Origin of the sequence: Nitratireductor aquibiodomus NL21 = JCM 21793 (assembly GCF_000615975.1) — a bacterium.
Taxonomy (GTDB): domain Bacteria; phylum Pseudomonadota; class Alphaproteobacteria; order Rhizobiales; family Rhizobiaceae; genus Nitratireductor; species Nitratireductor aquibiodomus.
The window spans coordinates 16124-31312 of the sequence record NZ_BAMP01000024.1 but is presented as its reverse complement, the minus strand read 5'-3'; the positions used below and the strand labels follow the sequence as shown (position 1 = coordinate 31312).

The 15189-nt window shown below is 60.7% G+C and carries 17 protein-coding genes and 1 pseudogene; 12 read left to right on the top strand and 6 right to left on the bottom strand.

Annotated features, from left to right (window positions below; translation table 11 throughout):
* Positions 1-16: 16 nt before the first annotated feature.
* The 7 genes and pseudogenes from JCM21793_RS09090 (at position 17) to uxuA (ending at position 6706) form a co-directional block, all read left to right on the top strand.
* On the top strand, positions 17-904 hold the full coding sequence (locus JCM21793_RS09090; protein WP_007007211.1) for a carbohydrate ABC transporter permease: 888 nt from the start codon (positions 17-19) through the stop codon (positions 902-904).
* Positions 905-951: 47 nt separating this feature from the next.
* Entirely contained in the window at positions 952-1782 is an 831-nt protein-coding gene (locus JCM21793_RS09085) for a carbohydrate ABC transporter permease (RefSeq protein ID WP_025030173.1), read from the top strand.
* Positions 1779-3020 (top strand): AGE family epimerase/isomerase, encoded by a 1242-nt coding sequence (locus tag JCM21793_RS09080; RefSeq protein ID WP_025030172.1) that lies wholly within the window; start codon positions 1779-1781, stop codon positions 3018-3020. The genes JCM21793_RS09085 and JCM21793_RS09080 overlap by 4 nt, the downstream gene beginning before the upstream one ends.
* A gap of 2 nt (positions 3021-3022) precedes the next feature.
* A pseudogene (locus JCM21793_RS24980) lies at positions 3023-4083 on the top strand (ABC transporter ATP-binding protein).
* Positions 4084-4089: 6 nt separating this feature from the next.
* Positions 4090-4689, top strand: a complete 600-nt coding sequence (locus tag JCM21793_RS31445) for a mannitol dehydrogenase family protein (RefSeq protein WP_051556144.1) — start codon at positions 4090-4092, stop codon at positions 4687-4689.
* Complete coding sequence (locus JCM21793_RS31440) at positions 4686-5549, top strand: mannitol dehydrogenase family protein (RefSeq protein WP_051556143.1); 864 nt, start codon at positions 4686-4688, stop codon at positions 5547-5549. Before JCM21793_RS31445 ends, JCM21793_RS31440 begins: the two co-directional genes overlap by 4 nt.
* The gene (uxuA, locus tag JCM21793_RS09065) at positions 5546-6706 is read left to right on the top strand and encodes a mannonate dehydratase (protein ID WP_025030171.1); all 1161 of its coding nucleotides are present in this window, start codon (positions 5546-5548) and stop codon (positions 6704-6706) included. Before JCM21793_RS31440 ends, uxuA begins: the two co-directional genes overlap by 4 nt.
* Positions 6707-6823: 117 nt before the next feature.
* Here uxuA and JCM21793_RS09060 read toward each other — a convergent pair whose 3' ends face one another.
* Genes JCM21793_RS09060 through fahA form a run of 4 tightly spaced genes read right to left on the bottom strand, consistent with a single transcriptional unit; the run spans position 6824 to position 10841 of the window.
* Positions 6824-7657 (bottom strand): ABC transporter permease, encoded by an 834-nt coding sequence (locus JCM21793_RS09060; RefSeq protein WP_007007207.1) that lies wholly within the window; start codon positions 7655-7657, stop codon positions 6824-6826.
* Positions 7650-8468 carry an ABC transporter ATP-binding protein gene (locus JCM21793_RS09055; RefSeq protein WP_007007206.1) on the bottom strand — a complete coding sequence of 273 codons (819 nt, stop codon included), beginning with the start codon at positions 8466-8468 and terminating at the stop codon, positions 7650-7652. The genes JCM21793_RS09060 and JCM21793_RS09055 overlap by 8 nt, the downstream gene beginning before the upstream one ends.
* Positions 8468-9496, bottom strand: coding sequence for an ABC transporter substrate-binding protein (locus JCM21793_RS09050; protein WP_007007205.1), 1029 nt, complete (start codon positions 9494-9496; stop codon positions 8468-8470). The genes JCM21793_RS09055 and JCM21793_RS09050 overlap by 1 nt, the downstream gene beginning before the upstream one ends.
* A 19-nt stretch (positions 9497-9515) precedes the next feature.
* Positions 9516-10841: a fumarylacetoacetase gene (gene fahA, locus JCM21793_RS09045; RefSeq protein ID WP_025030170.1), complete on the bottom strand. Its 1326-nt coding sequence runs from the start codon at positions 10839-10841 to the stop codon at positions 9516-9518.
* 196 nt (positions 10842-11037) lie between these two features.
* On the opposite strand from fahA, the gene JCM21793_RS09040 reads away from it, so the two are divergent.
* A complete protein-coding gene (locus JCM21793_RS09040) occupies positions 11038-11859 on the top strand; it encodes a GntR family transcriptional regulator (protein ID WP_025030169.1) in 822 nt (273 codons plus the stop codon).
* A gap of 305 nt (positions 11860-12164) precedes the next feature.
* On the top strand, positions 12165-12428 hold the full coding sequence (locus JCM21793_RS09035; RefSeq protein ID WP_007007202.1) for a hypothetical protein: 264 nt from the start codon (positions 12165-12167) through the stop codon (positions 12426-12428).
* Between the two features lie 172 nt (positions 12429-12600).
* Here JCM21793_RS09035 and JCM21793_RS09030 read toward each other — a convergent pair whose 3' ends face one another.
* Complete coding sequence (locus JCM21793_RS09030; RefSeq protein WP_025030168.1) at positions 12601-13059, bottom strand: GyrI-like domain-containing protein; 459 nt, start codon at positions 13057-13059, stop codon at positions 12601-12603.
* A 201-nt stretch (positions 13060-13260) separates the two neighbouring features.
* Between JCM21793_RS09030 and JCM21793_RS09025 the strand changes: the two genes are divergently transcribed.
* The 3 genes from JCM21793_RS09025 to JCM21793_RS09015 are packed head-to-tail and all read left to right on the top strand — an operon-like array spanning position 13261 to position 14660.
* Positions 13261-13728 carry a group III truncated hemoglobin gene (locus JCM21793_RS09025; RefSeq protein ID WP_025030167.1) on the top strand — a complete coding sequence of 156 codons (468 nt, stop codon included), beginning with the start codon at positions 13261-13263 and terminating at the stop codon, positions 13726-13728.
* Positions 13718-14191 (top strand): DUF4149 domain-containing protein, encoded by a 474-nt coding sequence (locus JCM21793_RS09020; protein WP_025030166.1) that lies wholly within the window; start codon positions 13718-13720, stop codon positions 14189-14191. Before JCM21793_RS09025 ends, JCM21793_RS09020 begins: the two co-directional genes overlap by 11 nt.
* 10 nt (positions 14192-14201) lie before the next feature.
* Complete coding sequence (locus JCM21793_RS09015) at positions 14202-14660, top strand: Rrf2 family transcriptional regulator (RefSeq protein ID WP_306306740.1); 459 nt, start codon at positions 14202-14204, stop codon at positions 14658-14660.
* Between the two features lie 61 nt (positions 14661-14721).
* Here the strand turns inward: JCM21793_RS09015 and JCM21793_RS09010 are convergent, their stop codons facing one another.
* The gene (locus tag JCM21793_RS09010) at positions 14722-15183 is read right to left on the bottom strand and encodes a pseudoazurin (RefSeq protein WP_025030165.1); all 462 of its coding nucleotides are present in this window, start codon (positions 15181-15183) and stop codon (positions 14722-14724) included.
* Positions 15184-15189: the final 6 nt, after the last annotated feature.

Sequence of the window (15189 nt, the reverse complement as noted above, 5' to 3'; positions counted from 1 at the left end):
GGCGGACGGGAACAAAATGCTGCAACAAAAGCGATGGCGCTTTGCCATTCTGGCGATCCTACCGACGCTGGCGATCTTTGCCTGGGTGCGCATGTACCCGATCGTCGAGACATTGCGGCTGAGCCTGCATCAGTGGAACATCCTGTCGAAGAACAAACCGTTCATCGGCCTGGCGAATTTCCGCGAGCTCTTTCAGGACCAGCTCTTCCTGAACGCCCTGACAAACACGTCGATCATTGCTTTCGGCGTGGTCATTCTCACGGTGCCCACCGCCATGGTGATCGCCGGGCTCATTCACCACCGCACGCATTCGCGCTTCTCCGGGTTCTACGAGACATCGGTCTTCATCCCGCATGTCGTGTCGCTGGTGCCGGCGGCGATGGCCTGGAAATGGATTTTCGACGCCAAGCTCGGCCCGCTCAACGCTTTGCTCGAATTCTTTGGAATTCCGGCGCAGGCATGGCTTTTCGATCCCGTTCTTTCGGTGATCTGCATCATCGTTCTGTGTTCCTGGCAGGCGCTCGGCTATGCCGTGCTGATCTATCTCGTCGGATTCAAGAACCTTCCGGTCTCTCTCTTCGAGGCTGCCAAGCTTGATGGCGCGTCCGGCGTCCAGCGCTTCTGGCATGTTTCGGTGCCCATGCTGAAACCCATCACGCTCTATGTTTCCGTCGTCACGCTGATCTCCGGCTTCAATGTCTATGCGCAGGCCTTCGTCCTTGCCTCGGATTCGCAAGGCGCGCCGGGCAGGCAAGTGCGGGTTCTGGTGCTCGACATGCTCGAGAACAGCTTCCGAAATTACCGTGTCGGCTATGCGGCATCCGAAGCCGTGGTGCTTCTGGCCATCGTTCTCGTGCTGACCCTCATCCAGTTCGGTCTTCTTCGGGAAAAGGGGCGGAAATGACACAAACGATAGCCGCTTCCACACCACGCCCGAAAGCAGGTGGGCGCATGAAAACGCGGGGCAAACTCATCGATTTCGCCATCGATGTGTTCCTGTTCTGCTTCTCAATCCTGATGATCCTGCCGCTGGTGTTTCTGGTGTCGAACGCGTTCAAGACACCTGAGGAGATCGTCGCCTGGCCGCCACGCATCATCCCGAGCGATCCGACGCTGGAGAATTTCCGCTCGGTGCTGGCGGACACACCGCTGCCGCTGTGGATTTTCAACAGCGTCGCCTTCTCCACCCTTTCCATGGTGGCGATTGTCATGACCTCGGCAATCGCCGGTTATGTGCTGGCCAAGTTTCCGTTTCGCTCGCTCAACATCATCTTCATCCTGATTCTCGCCACAGCCATCGTGCCGTTCGAGGTCTATATGATCCCGCTCTATTTCCAGGCACAGGCGCTGGGTGTGCTCAATTCTCTCTGGGGCCTGCTGCTTGGCTATCTGGTGATGAGCTTCGGCATCTTTCTGATCCGCCAGAATGTGATGCATTCCATTCCAGACGAACTGCTCGAGGCTGCGCGCATCGACGGGGCGGGAGAGTTCTGGATCTTCTGGAGGATCGTCCTGCCGCTCTTGCGCGGCGCGCTCGGCGCGCTTGCCGTTCTTGCCTTCTTCCAGGCATGGACGTCATTTGCCTGGCCGATGATCGTGACGACGACCCGCAACAGCTACACGATTGAGGTTGGCCTCGCTCTGTTCCAGACCGGATTCACGGTCGATCTCGGCCGGTTGAGTGCAGCGTCTGCGGCCGTGCTCGTGCCCTCTATCACCCTGTTCGTAATCCTGCGTCGCAACTTCGTGCAGGGTGTCGCAAGCACGGGGATGAAGGAATGACCGCCGCGAACGCCTTCTTTCCAGAGGCCGCCGACCGCTATGCATCGGCAAATGCCGGCACGCTCAGGTGGATGCTGGATCGCCCCCTGCTTGGGGCGGGCTTCCTGAACACCAAGGTCAACAGCCTGACGCTTGCCGATTATGGCGAGGCCGACGGGCTGCGCGGGCCCGACTACACCTATGGCTGGATTCAGGGGCGTGGTCTCGAAGCGCTGGTCACGCATGCGGCTTTCTTCGAGACGCGCGATGCGGCGCTGTCTCAGCGGCTCGATGATGCCGGACGCTCGCTCTTCGCGCGCATCAAGGCGCTTCAGGCGCGCGATGGCCATGTCTATTTCCGCTACGATGCCGGGCTTTGCCCTGTTCGCGCGGACGGCGATGGCACGGTGACCGCTCAGGAACCGGCGGGAGACGTGTTCACCTATTCCGATGCTTTCGCCGCCAAGGGACTGGTGGCTGCGGCAGCCCGCTATGCGCCTGAAGAACTGCCCGGATATTTGCGCTACCTAGCCGATGTGATTGCTGTCATCGAGGATGGCCGCTTCCAGATGAGTGAGGAAAAACCTCTGGGGGGCGAAGCGCTCGCCAGCGAACCGGACGATTTCGGGCCGCGCATGATCCTGCTCGGCGGTGCCGGCATGCTGGAGCGCTGCGGCCGTTCAGATCACACCGCCTATGCGCAGCGTTTCATCGATCATGTCATCGAGAACCATCTGGACGCGAAAACCGGATTGCTGCGCAATGTGCCCGGCGGCGATGAGTGCAATGTCGGACACGGCATCGAGTTTGCGGGCTTTGCGCTGGACCATGCGCCCGTTCGCCGGAACGCGGCGCTGGTGGCCACGCTGGAGCGCATCCTGATTGCGTCCTTTCGGGCAAGCTTTGCCGAATGCGGGCTGCATCTCACCGTCTCGGTTTCGTCCGGCGAAAAGCTCAGCCCCTACCGGCCATGGTGGTCGCTGCCGGAAACGATCCGCACCGCCGCGCTCTGCCACCAGCTGACCGGAAGCGCCGACAGCCTCGCCATCTGGCAAGAGGCGGACAGTGCATTCTTCGACCATTACTGGCGCGGTACGCCGGCCATCGCCTACCAGACCCGAACGGCAGATGGCCCGACGGACTATGTGCCCGCCACGCCCGATCTCGACCCCGGATATCACACCGGTCTGAGCCTTCTTGCCGCGATCCACGTTGCGGAGGCTCTTTCAACGTCACACACCGCTTACGCCTCGAGGTAACCATGGCTTCAGTCGACATCCAGGATGTCCGCAAATTCTACGGACAGCTCGAAACCATCAAGGGCGTAACCGTCGACGTGCCGGATGGCGCCTTCGTGGTTCTGGTCGGGCCTTCCGGCTGCGGCAAGTCCACGCTCCTGCGCATGATCGCCGGGCTTGAGGACATTTCCGGTGGCACGATCAGCATTGGCGGGCGTGTGATCAACGATGTGGAACCAAAGCACCGCGACATCGCCATGGTGTTCCAGAACTATGCGCTTTATCCGCACATGACGATTGCCGAGAACATGGGCTTTTCGCTCAGGCTCGCCAAGCGCCCGAAAGACGAGATCGACCAGCGGGTCCGCGAGGCCGCCGCCATTCTCGGCCTGTCGGACTATCTCGACCGGTATCCGCGCCAGCTTTCCGGCGGTCAGCGCCAGCGCGTCGCCATGGGCCGTGCCATCGTGCGCAATCCGCAGGTCTTCCTGTTCGACGAGCCGCTTTCCAACCTCGACGCCAAACTGCGCGTGCAGATGCGGGCTGAACTGAAGGACATTCACGCCCGGCTGAAGACAACCACCGTCTATGTCACGCATGACCAGATCGAGCCATGACCATGGCCGACCGCATTGTTGTGATGCGCGATGGCATCGTGGAGCAGGTGGGCGCGCCGCTGGACCTTTACGACCGACCGAACAACACCTTTGTGGCAAGCTTCATCGGCTCGCCTTCGATGAACCTTCTGCCGGGCCTCCTTACCAATGGTGGCAAGAGCGTCCGTGTTGAAAGTGGCGCGGAACTGCCGCTTGAAGGCACATCACCTGCCGCCGGCAAGGTGATCTACGGCATCCGTCCCGAGCATCTGCACCTGGCCACTGACGGCGAAGGGTTTGAGGCCGTTGCGACCAATGTCGAGCCGACAGGGTCTGAAACCCTCGTTCAGGTTCGCGTGGGGGAGCAGATCGTCTCGGCGCAGCTTCGTGATCGCGTCCACATTCGCGCGGGCGACACAGTGCGCCTTGGTGTGCAGGCGGCCAAGGCGCATCTCTTCGACGCGGAGACAAGCCAGAGGCTTGGCTGATCCGTGATGGCGCAGCGTCTTAACCGCTCCAGTCTTTCGCATCTGGCGGGCACCGTTCAGGGTCCGGCCTACGATCCAACCGGATTGGTCGCGGGCATCGTGCATATCGGCATCGGGGCGTTTCACCGCGCTCATCAAGCTGTTTATGTGGATGCCTGTCTCGCGGAGGGAGATGCCAGTTGGGGCATTGTCGGTGTCTCCCTCCGCAGTTCCGCCATGCGCGACGCCCTCGCCCCGCAGGACTGTCTCTACACACTTGCACAGCGTGATGGTTCCGGTGAAACGCTGAAGGTCATCGGGTCCGTGATGAAGGTGCTGGTGGCGCCGGAGGACCCGCAGGCCGTTCTGACCGCCATGAGCAGTCCGCAGACGCGGATTGTGACGCTGACTGTGACGGAGAAGGCCTATCCGCGGAATTCGGACGGCACGCTGGATGCGCAGGATCGCACAGTGGCGGCGGACCTTGCCAACCCCGACCGGCCGACCGGCATACTTGGTTTTCTGACCGAAGCCCTCTCCCGAAGAAGGGCTGACGGCATCCCTCCCTTTACCGTCCTTTCATGCGATAACCTGCCCGCTAACGGTAAAACGCTACACGGCTGGTGACCGAATTTGCGACCCTGCGCGATCCCGAACTGGGCCGTTACATCGAGCAGAATGTGGCTTTCCCTTCGAGCATGGTGGACCGCATTGTTCCGGCAACCACCGATGACGACCGCGAACGGGTTGCGCAGGCACTCGGCGTTGAAGATGCCTGGCCCGTGGTGACAGAGCCCTTCATGCAATGGGTGGTGGAAGACAATTTCCCGATGGGCAGGCCCGCCTGGGAACGCCATGGCGTCGAGATGGTGGCCGATGTCGCTCCTTTCGAGGAGATGAAGCTTCGGCTTCTGAACGGCGCGCATTCGGCCATCGCCTATGCAGGACAGCTGCTCGGGCACGAGACGGTGGCGGATGCTTTTGCCGATCCGGTTATCCATGGTTTCGTGAAGGGGCTTTGGCGGGAATCTGCCCGGACACTTTCCGGCGACGCCGGCCTGAAGCCGGATGAATACATGGCGCGGCTTGCAGACCGTTTCGCCAATCCGGCGCTGCGCCATCGCACGGCGCAGATTGCCAATGACGGTTCGCAGAAACTGCCGCAGCGCTTCATCAATCCGCTGCTGGAGCGGCTCGATGCGGGCGAAGATGCACCGCATCTTTCCGCCGGTGTTGCACTCTGGATTGCAGCACTCGCCGATAGAGGCGAGCCGCCGGCCTTTACCGATCCGCTGGATGAGGCGCTGAAAGCGGCCATCGCAAACACGACCAGTCCCGCCGACACCGTCGCCGCCGTTCTTCAGGCTGCCCGTTTCGACAGGGTCGACCGATACCTGCCTGCCGTCCTCGAAGCCTGTCAGCGCATCTCGGATCATGGCGTTTCGGCGACCCTTGCCCATTACGCTCGAGGAGACATCCCCCAATGAAAGAGACCTGGCGGTGGTTCGGTCCGGACGATCCGGTGACGCTCGCCCATGTGCGGCAGGCGGGTGCGGCAGGAATCGTCACCGCCCTGCACCACCTCAATGACGGCCGCGCCTGGCCGCAGGACGAGATCGACAAGCGCAGGCAAGAAATCGAACAGGCCGGCCTTGAATGGTCGGTCGTCGAAAGCGTGATCGTGCATGAGCATGTCAAAACGCGCAGCGGCGACTTTCGCGCACTGATCGACAATTACAAGACCTCGATCCGCAATGTCGCCCGCGCCGGGGTGCGCACCATCTGCTACAATTTCATGGCCATCACCGACTGGACGCGCACGGATCTCGACTATCCGATGCCGCATGGCGGGACGGCGCTGCGCTTCGATGCAATCGAGTTCTGTGTCTACGATGTCTTCATCCTGGCGCGTCCGGGCGCCGAGGCGGACCACCCGACCGAGCGGGTGGAGGCCGCGCGCGCGCGCCTGAAGAAGATGAGCGAAAGCGATCTGGCGCGGCTGGAGCGCAATCTCATCGAATGGGTTCCGGCCCGCGAATTCGTCTATGACCGCGAGAGCTTCCGGCGCATGCTGGACACATACCGCGACATCTCGGCCGATGGTCTGCGCGAAAATCTGGCAGAGTTCCACCGGGAAATCATGCCGGTCGCGGAGGAGGAAGGTGTGGTGATGGCGATCCATCCCGACGACCCTCCGTTCCCGCTGTTCGGCCTGCCACGCATCGTTTCAACGCATGAGGATCTGAAGGCATTGCTCGAGGCTGTCCCCTCAGAGGCAAACAGCCTGACCTTCTGCACCGGCTCGCTCGGCGCGAACCCGGCAAACGACCTTCCGGCCATGGCGAAAGCTCTCGGGCCCCATATTCACTTCGCGCATCTGCGCAACGTGAAGCGAGAGCCGTGCGGCTCTTTCCATGAGGCCGAGCATCTGGAAGGCGACACGGACATGATCGCCGTGGTGGCTGCCCTGATGAATGAAGAGATGCGACGTGGCGGGCAGATACCCATGCGCCCCGACCATGGGCACGCCATTCTGGACGATCTCGGCAAGCGCGTGAATCCGGGTTATTCGGGCATTGGCAGGCTGAAGGGGCTGGCCGAGCTACGCGGCGTGATGCGGACACTTGAGTACGTGCGGACGTGACACCGATGGCTTCCCGCGCCGCAAGCCCGCTACGGATTCTCTACAAAGAAGAACCACCCGCATCCGCGATAGAACGGATGCGGGCGGTCTCAGGAACCGAAACCTGACGTAAAAACCCTAGCGCCTCCAGCGCACGAAATAGCGCTCGAGCAGTGTCACGAAACCGAACACCGAGAGCCCCATCAGGCTGAGCAGCAGGATCTGTGCGAAAACACGGCCAACGCGCAGCTGGCTTGCCGCGACACGAACCAGCTCGCCGAGCCCTTCGCCGCCGCCCATATATTCGCCGACGACAACGCCGATCACGCTCCACACCGCCGCCAGCTTGAGGCCCGCGAAAATATAGGGCGTCGCATAGGGCATCTGCAGCTTGATGAGCGTCTGCCAGCGGTTTGCCTCAAGAGACTTGAACAGCATCGACATGTTGCTGTCGGTTGCCGCCAGACCCGCCGCCGTGTTGATCGTCACGGGGAAGAACGAGATGAACGCGGCCATCATGATCTTCGATTCGATGCCAAAGCCGAACCACGCGACGAACAGCGGCGCGAAGGCCACCTTCGGCATGGTGTTGATCGCCACCACATAGGGCATGATTGCCTTGCGGCCGAACGTGGTCGCGCCGATGATCATGCCGAGCGTGAGACCGATGGCCGAAGCCAGCAGGAAGCCGAAGACAACCTCGACCAGCGTGATCCAGGTGGCATGTGCCACATAACCACCAGTGAACAGGTTGTTGAGCGTGAAGATGAGATCCTGCAGAACCTGATAGGGCCCCGGCAGAACCAGCTGCGAGATGCCGCTATAGGTGACAGCCAGATGCCACACAGTGACAACGGCCGCACCGAACAGCAGCACGAGCAGCCATTGCGGCGTGCGCTCGATCAGCGTCTTGCGCTCATTTTCGGCAAGCGCGATCAGCACCTCGGGATCGACAGTTTGCTGGTCAGTCATGGCTGGCCCCCTCTCCGCTTCCGAACAACAGGTCGTGAATTTCGCGGACATATTCGTTGAAGCGGTTGCCGGTGATCATGTCGGGCGTACGCGGACGCGGCAGATCGATGTCGATGCGCTTGACGATCCGGCCCGGTCGCGGCGACATCACGAAGACGGAATCCGCCAGGAAGATCGCTTCCTGGATGGAGTGCGTAACGATGATGGCCGTGGCCTCGCGCGAGCGACAGATCCGTTCGAACTCCACATTCATCTGCTCACGTGTAAATTCATCGAGCGCGCCGAACGGTTCGTCCAGGAGAAGGATTTCCGGCTGTGTCACCAGCATCCGGCAAATGGCCGCACGCTGCGCCATGCCGCCGGAAAGCTCCGATGGCACCGCACTGGCAAATTCGGCAAGCCCCGCCATCTCGAGAAGCTGCGTAGCGCGTTCGCGCGCAGCGTTCGCTGCTTTTCGCCCCTCGCGGATTTCGATGGGAAGCAGCACGTTTTCCATCACGCTGCGCCAGGGCAGAAGCGTGGGCTGCTGGAACATGATGCCGATATGCTCATTCGGCCCGGTCAGAGCCTCGCCTCTGAGCGTGATTTCTCCGCCCGTCGGCGGGATCAGGCCGGCAATCATCTTCAGAACAGTCGACTTGCCACACCCACTCGCGCCGACGAGAGAGGCCATTTGGCCCCTCTCCAGCTCAAACGACACATCCTTGGCGGCATGGATGATGTCAGCCTGGCCTGATCGTGCGCGGCGGTAATGCTTGTTCACATTATCAAGACGAAGGATCGCGTCCCCGTCCGACCGCACATCATGCATCACTTGGCCTCCAGATTTTCGACGAACTCGTTGGTGTAGACGACCGACAGATCCTCGATCGCTGCATCAAGCTCGCCCGTGTCGAGCAGGCTCTTGTGCCATGCGTTCCAGCCGCTCTCCGGCAGGTAGCCGAGCGTGTTGTCGCCGATGGGCGCATATTGCTGGTTCACGGTGTCGAGAAGAGCACGCGCATATTCACGACGTTCGACTTCCTGCGGATTGTAGGTCTCGCCGTCTTCGAGAACGCCTTCCGGGTTTTCCATGCCCCATTTGGTTGCCTTGTGGATCGCTTTTGCGAAGCCGGCCACCATCTCCGGGTTGTCACGGTAGATCTCGCCACGAACAGCCAGACCATTGCCGAAAAGGTCGAGGCCCTCAGGCGTGAGGTCGACCACGTCAACACCACGGTCCTTCAACACCGCGATACCGGTGAAGGATGCCGCAAATGCGTGGATCGTGTCGCGATCGAACGCCGTTACGGCCATGCCTTCCTGGCCGATGGTGACGAATTTGTATTCGTCCGGCTCGACACCCACGGATGCAAGCGCGCTGCGGGCGAACGAAACCTCGGCGCCGTCAGCCGTTGAGACGCCAATCTGCTTTCCACGCAGGCCTTCTGCGCTTTCGATGCCGTCATTGCGGTCACCGGCAAGCACGAACAGGCCGCGCGAGAACAGATTGTAGAAGAATTTTACGTCAGCGCCGCGCGCAACGGCATTGAGCACCGGGCCCGGTCCAGGCGCGCCGAACTCGGCACGGCCGGCTTCCATAGCCTGAAGAACGGCGCCCGATCCATCCAGGCTCTTGATCGTGACTTCAAGGCCTTCTTCCTTGAAGAACCCGCGCTGCTGCGCGACGATCATCGGATACCAGGCCATTGCGGAAGAGCCCGGCAGAACCACCGTGACCTGCTTCAGCTCCTGGGCCATGGCGACCCCGCCGGTGATTGCGAGCGCGGCAGCCGCCACGCCCATATGGCGCATCCAGCGCGATGCCTTCTGTGCCATTGTCTTGCAGTCGTTAAACATTCGGTCCTCCCTGTTTTGCCTACGACCAGTCAGATGCCGGGAGCACGGCTCCACGGCACTCGCCAAAGCCAATTGCCCGGAAACCCTCCCGTTCGCATCGGCCTTCGAGTACGATTTCATCCCCGTCCTGCAGAAAGCCGCGGCTCTCTCCATTGCCCAGATCCAGCGGCTCCGCGCCGCGACGCGTCAGCTCAAGCAGGCTGCCCTGCGAGCCCTGCGTTTCACCGGAGATCGTGCCACTGGCAATCAGATCACCCGGCATCATCGGACAGCCATTGGACATGTGGTGGGTGATCATCTGCGCGAAGGTCCAGTAGAGCCCCGCCGCATTGGTGCGTGTCACGGTGAGCGGGGCATCGCCGCGCTCCCGCATCGCCGCGCTTTCAAGACGCACGGCCAGATCGATGGTCAGAGCGCCGCCCCTGGCCTCGTCCTGATCGGCAAGATAGCCGAGCAGCGCCGGATCGTCGGCCAGCCTCTCGCGCGCGGCCACCCGGAAAGGAGCCAGCGCATCCATCGTCACCACCCAGGGCGAGATGGTCGTCGCAAAGCTCTTGGAGAGGAACGGACCAAGCGGCTGGTATTCCCAGGCCTGAATGTCACGCGCGCTCCAGTCATTGACGAGGCACACGCCAAATAGCCGTTCGCGTGCTTCCGGCAGACGGTGCACGCCGCCGTCATTTTTGCCACCGCCGATGAAGGCACCCAGCTCCAGCTCGTAGTCGAGCATGCGGCTTGGCGCGAACACGATGTCGCCATCCACACGGATCTGACCGTTGGGACGACGCACCTCCGCTCCCGACACAATAATGGACGACGCGCGCCCGTGATAGCCGACCGGCAGGCTCTTGAAGTTCGGAAGCAGCGGATTGTCCGGACGAAACACCTTGCCGACATTGGTGGCGTGCTCGACCGAGCAGTAGAAATCCGTGTAGTCGCCGATTCGCGCCGGCAGGCGCATCCGCAGGGTTTCGATCGGCAAAAGGAAGCCTTCAATGCCGGACTGCATCTCGGAGCCGGCACGCAGCGCGCGGTGCAGCCACAGGCGCAGCGCATGCCATTCAGCCGGCGAACGCGCCATCAGCCCGTTCAGATCGTCCCGGCACAGAATGCCGCATGCATCCACACCGAAGATTTCATCGAGAAGCCCCGCTGCGGCACAGGCCGAGAGATTGAGCGCCTGGTCGCCAATCGCAACTACGATCACCGGTTCCGCGTTATTGCCCGCTGTGGCAACACCATAAGGCAGGTTCTGCAGGCCGAACGCCGAGCTCTCCAGATTGGCGCTGGAAATCCAGCTTTCCGCGTTGGGATCATGCGTTTCGTCGAGCGTCCAGATAGTCATTGATTGTTGTGCCGATGAATAGTTACAAAGTTTGCATACAAAAAAGCATCCAAATCCGAATACGTCAAGGGATGCAAATATTGGTTTGAAGGCAGAACGGTTTGTGGAATATTCATTCCGCACCGGCAGGCCGGATTCCGCAGGCTGGTTGAGGAGCAGTTTGAGCCGTATGAGCAAGTCTCGGGAGCAGCATCACATGAACGGAGCCTGGATCATCGATGGGCCTCTGCCGCGCGACCGCATGGCGCCTGCCGGCCAGACATCGCCTTCCTGGTTGCGTGAGCTGGAGGAGCGCGTCATTGCCGGCGATGATTTCTGGCAGATCGCCGGGGAGCTGCGCCACGACAAGGCGCAACAGGCCGACCCTGTGAAAACCGGTGCGCAGGCCGTTCCCTTTGTCGAGATCGTCTACGAAATGCTCCGGATCGCAATTCGTACCGGTGCCCTGGCGACCGGTACGCCGCTGATCGAAGCCGAGATCGGGGACGCACTGGCTGTCAGCCGCACGCCTGTGCGCGAAGCGATGCAGCGGCTTTCGGCCGATGGTCTTCTTTCCCGCCGCAAACGTGGCTGGGAGGTTCGAAAACTGGATCTCGTCCAGATACGCGAATCCTATGAAGTGCGTATGGCGCTGGAGGGTTTCGCCACGGCGCAGGCGGCCATTCGCGCAAGTGAAGAAGAGATCGCCTTAATCGCGGCTGCCACAAAGGCCCGCTCGGAACTCGATTTCGACGATATCTCGGATCGCCTGACATCGAATCGGGAACTGCACGGGCTGATCTTCGCTGCTTCCGGCAATGAACGCCTGGTGAGCTCGATCAGAAAAAACATGCAGTACTATTTCGCGCATCGTTTTGCGCAGTTCGTGTCTCGAGAAGAGGCTGCACTTTTTCAGCAGCAGCACGAGCTGATCACCGATGCGATTGCCGCTCGAAACCCGGCGGAAGCCGAGCTGGTCGCCCGTCAGCACGTCAAATCGACCTATCTCGCATTCGAAAAGTTCTACAAGCTGCTTTAGGGTCAGGATGACAAAGCCCGAGGCCCGGATACTGCACCAGACAATTTGACACGCCCCTTGTACAGGGTGTTTTCGCCAGGGGGGTTGTGTGATGAGCCGCCATGTTGTGTGATGCATCGCCATACGGATAGCGATGGGACTGCGCCCGGACCGGACGACCGGAAACATTCCCCTCAATCGCATTCCACAAAAATGTTGAGGGTGCGGGTAGCCAGTAGCCTCAGGTTGTATTATGCAATCCAGCGTAGTGCATTTCAACTTTAACGCGGCATAGATATTGCAAGCTTCTTCGTGGTGGGGAACGGGTGAACATTCTCGCTTTTGACGATCCGGAACGTCTGCATGCCGAAAAGACCGTCAGAAAACCCCGGCTTCCTGCCATGTCGGCGGAAGAGTTCAGCGCGTGGCTGAAGCATGTCGACTTCAGCGAGCGGCATGCGGCGAGAATATTGCAGATATCCAGAACGACAATTGCCAAATACCGCCAGGAAGGCGCTCCGGCGCATATCGGTTTTGCGTGCTCGGCGATCGCGCTTGGAATGCCCATGTGGAAGCCGCACACGGACTAGAGCATCGGACCGAAAAGTGGGATCCGGTTTTCGGTTTATTCCGATGCTCCATCAACAGTTTAAATCGTCCTTTGTGCGTCCGGATGGACGCGCGGCGATCTAGTCTGTGGCACCGCACGCGAAAGACCAGGCGCCATTCCTGCCTGCCCGATAGACCGTTGTTCCATTGTGTTCACCGCGACAGACCGAATTGAATTTCGATGCGCTGATAGCCCACGCCGGGACCACGCCAGTCATGATAAACCTCGCGGCTTTCGCCGGAAAACGCATGCCGTGACATGTGTATCTCCTGCACCAGCGGTGCATAGCCCTGCGTGAACAGAGTTCGCAGCGAACCCAGATGGGTGCGTGCCGCAACCATGATCGGCTCCAGGTGAAGCAGTGGGATTTTGCCCCGGTAAAGGTCGGGCTTCGCCACCGGCCTGCATATACGCCAGTCGAACAGGGTCTTGCTGTCTCGCGGAAGATTCGAGGATATGAATGTCCAGGGGCCCGAAGCCGTGAGCCCTTCCTTCTCGATCGAGCTCTCGATCTCGGCGGCACAATGGGCAGTTGCATTCCTGATATCTGGAATCTTTAGCCGCTGCTGCAGGCTCAAAACCCACATGTCGGGCGTTTCCTTGATGTCCATCGTGTTCTCCTTGTACGCGAGGGTTAGGCCGGGATGAGTTTCGCCACAAGACAATTTGCAGGATGGATTTCCAATTTACCGCTCCATGAAAAGAAGAATGAGAATTTCATTCCCATTTATGAATGTGCGACATCACGTCAGTTGAGGCGGGTCATTGGAATGATAAAAGAGGTATGTAAAATGCCAGTTTAGGAGGGTTCCATGAGCGACACCTATATCGCCCGGCCAAAGCCTCGACCGGAGGAGGCTTTGAAAGACCCCGCCGTGAACAGGGACTTCATCGGCCGGCTGGTGCGGGAGTTCTATCGACGGGTGCGCAGCGATGCGCGGCTTGGGCCGATTTTCGCCGGCGAGATAAAGGACAACTGGGAACCGCATCTCGAGAAGATGACCGATTTCTGGTGCGCCGTGATCCTCAAGGACGGCAGCTATCATGGCCGGCCGGTGCCCGCGCATCTGAGGCTCAAAACGGTGGTGGAAGCGGATTTCGATATCTGGCTCGGTCTTTTTCGGCAGACCGTCGGAGATCTTTGCACGCCAGCGGTTGCCGCGGTGTTCATCGAACGGGCTGAGCGCATTGCAAAGAGCCTGAAACTCGCAATGTTCTTCCGCCTGCCCGCCACGCTTGGCCCCGATGCCGCACGAGCCCGGACCAGAGATGATGCGTAACACCGAAGGGGAGAAGGCCAACCCCTATGCGCTTGCAGGTTATGGACTGGTAGCGCTTTTCTGGCTGGGCATGGTCTGCGGGGTCTCTTTTCTTGCGACCCCGGTGAAGTTTCAGGCGCAGGCCCTGTCGCTGCCCGTGGCGCTGGAAGTGGGCAATGTCACCTTCGCGGCGTTCTCCAGGGTCGAGTGGGGATTTGCGGTCCTGCTGATGATGGCGACGGTTTTCGCTTACAGGCAACGCTCTCTTCTGGCTGCGACGGGCCTTGTGGTGGCAATCGTCCTGGCGCAGACATTCTGGCTTCTGCCCGCGCTGGATGCACGGGTCGCTGCCGTGATTGCCGGCAATCCACTGCCGGCCTCTATGCATCATTTCCTCTATGCGGGAGGTGAGGCGGTGAAGGCACTTCTGCTTGCCGGAGCAGGCCTTGTTGCGCTTGCCACGCTCGCGCGACCCGAAAGGTAGTGCGATGCGCATGACGCTCCACACGGACTATGCACTTCGGATGCTGATTTATCTGGCGGCAAAACAGGGTGCGCCCTGCACCGTGAGCGATGTTGCCGAGACCTACGGCCTCTCGCGCAATCACCTTTTGAAAGTGGCGCGTCGGCTGGGACAGCTGGACGCTGTGAAAACGCTGCGTGGCCGCGCAGGCGGGATCGCGCTGGCGCGCGCGCCCGAGGAAATCGGGCTGGGTACGATCATTCGGGGGATGGAAGAGAGCCTCGCCCTGGTCGAATGCATGGGGACCGGAGAAAGCGCCTGCGTCCTGACGCCGGCCTGCCGGCTGAAAGGCGTCGTAAAGGAAGCTCTCGACGCCTATCTTGCCGTGTTCGACCGCTATTCCCTCGCCGATCTTGTGGCCAATCGACAGACTCTTGCCGGCCTTCTCGGGCTCGGAGCAGAAGCCCCGATGGCAATCACATCTGGATGAAAACCGCCCCCTGCCCGCCCCTGGGCCCATAATTCCAGGCGGGCCTCCATGGTTCCTGAAATTATTTCGCGGCAAGTTTTTCCGGCAACGCCTCGAAGAGCGTGGCGAAATGTTTTTTGGCCTTGCCGGGGTGCTTCACCCTTGCGGCGGCCTCCCCGTTCACGGGTTCGCCCACGGCGATCAGCGCGATCATGCCCATGCCATAGTGCGGAGTGCATTTGACGCCGTAGACGCCTTCTTCCGTGAGTGTCACGGAGAAATCCTTGCTCACCTTGCTGCGAAACGCGGCTGCCCCCTCCGGGAGCATACCCTTGATGGTCTCGGCATTGTGGCCGGGATCGACAGACACGAATTTGATGGTGTCGCCGGGCTGGGCGCGGACAAAATCCGGCTCGAAGACCATCACCCCCTTCTCGCCCTTGTTGAGCATCCTGATCTCAAAATCGGCTGCATAGCCAGGCGCTACAGTGATGCCAAGAGCAAGGCCTGCCGCCAGAAAGGCGGCGGTTTTGATCGCAGTCATGAACGG

Excerpts from the sequence above, each read along its gene's own strand:
- JCM21793_RS09090 (WP_007007211.1), top strand. The coding sequence starts at position 17 with ATGCTGCAACAAAAGCGATGGCGCTTTGCCATTCTGGCGATCCTACCG.
- JCM21793_RS09085 (WP_025030173.1), top strand. The coding sequence starts at position 952 with ATGAAAACGCGGGGCAAACTCATCGATTTCGCCATCGATGTGTTCCTG.
- JCM21793_RS09080 (WP_025030172.1), top strand. The coding sequence starts at position 1,779 with ATGACCGCCGCGAACGCCTTCTTTCCAGAGGCCGCCGACCGCTATGCA.
- JCM21793_RS31445 (WP_051556144.1), top strand. The coding sequence starts at position 4,090 with ATGGCGCAGCGTCTTAACCGCTCCAGTCTTTCGCATCTGGCGGGCACC.
- uxuA (WP_025030171.1), top strand. The coding sequence starts at position 5,546 with ATGAAAGAGACCTGGCGGTGGTTCGGTCCGGACGATCCGGTGACGCTC.
- JCM21793_RS09060 (WP_007007207.1), bottom strand. The coding sequence starts at position 7,657 with ATGACTGACCAGCAAACTGTCGATCCCGAGGTGCTGATCGCGCTTGCC.
- JCM21793_RS09055 (WP_007007206.1), bottom strand. The coding sequence starts at position 8,468 with ATGCATGATGTGCGGTCGGACGGGGACGCGATCCTTCGTCTTGATAAT.
- JCM21793_RS09050 (WP_007007205.1), bottom strand. The coding sequence starts at position 9,496 with ATGTTTAACGACTGCAAGACAATGGCACAGAAGGCATCGCGCTGGATG.
- fahA (WP_025030170.1), bottom strand. The coding sequence starts at position 10,841 with ATGACTATCTGGACGCTCGACGAAACGCATGATCCCAACGCGGAAAGC.
- JCM21793_RS09040 (WP_025030169.1), top strand. The coding sequence starts at position 11,038 with ATGAACGGAGCCTGGATCATCGATGGGCCTCTGCCGCGCGACCGCATG.
- JCM21793_RS09030 (WP_025030168.1), bottom strand. The coding sequence starts at position 13,059 with ATGGACATCAAGGAAACGCCCGACATGTGGGTTTTGAGCCTGCAGCAG.
- JCM21793_RS09025 (WP_025030167.1), top strand. The coding sequence starts at position 13,261 with ATGAGCGACACCTATATCGCCCGGCCAAAGCCTCGACCGGAGGAGGCT.
- JCM21793_RS09020 (WP_025030166.1), top strand. The coding sequence starts at position 13,718 with ATGATGCGTAACACCGAAGGGGAGAAGGCCAACCCCTATGCGCTTGCA.
- JCM21793_RS09015 (WP_306306740.1), top strand. The coding sequence starts at position 14,202 with ATGACGCTCCACACGGACTATGCACTTCGGATGCTGATTTATCTGGCG.
- JCM21793_RS09010 (WP_025030165.1), bottom strand. The coding sequence starts at position 15,183 with ATGACTGCGATCAAAACCGCCGCCTTTCTGGCGGCAGGCCTTGCTCTT.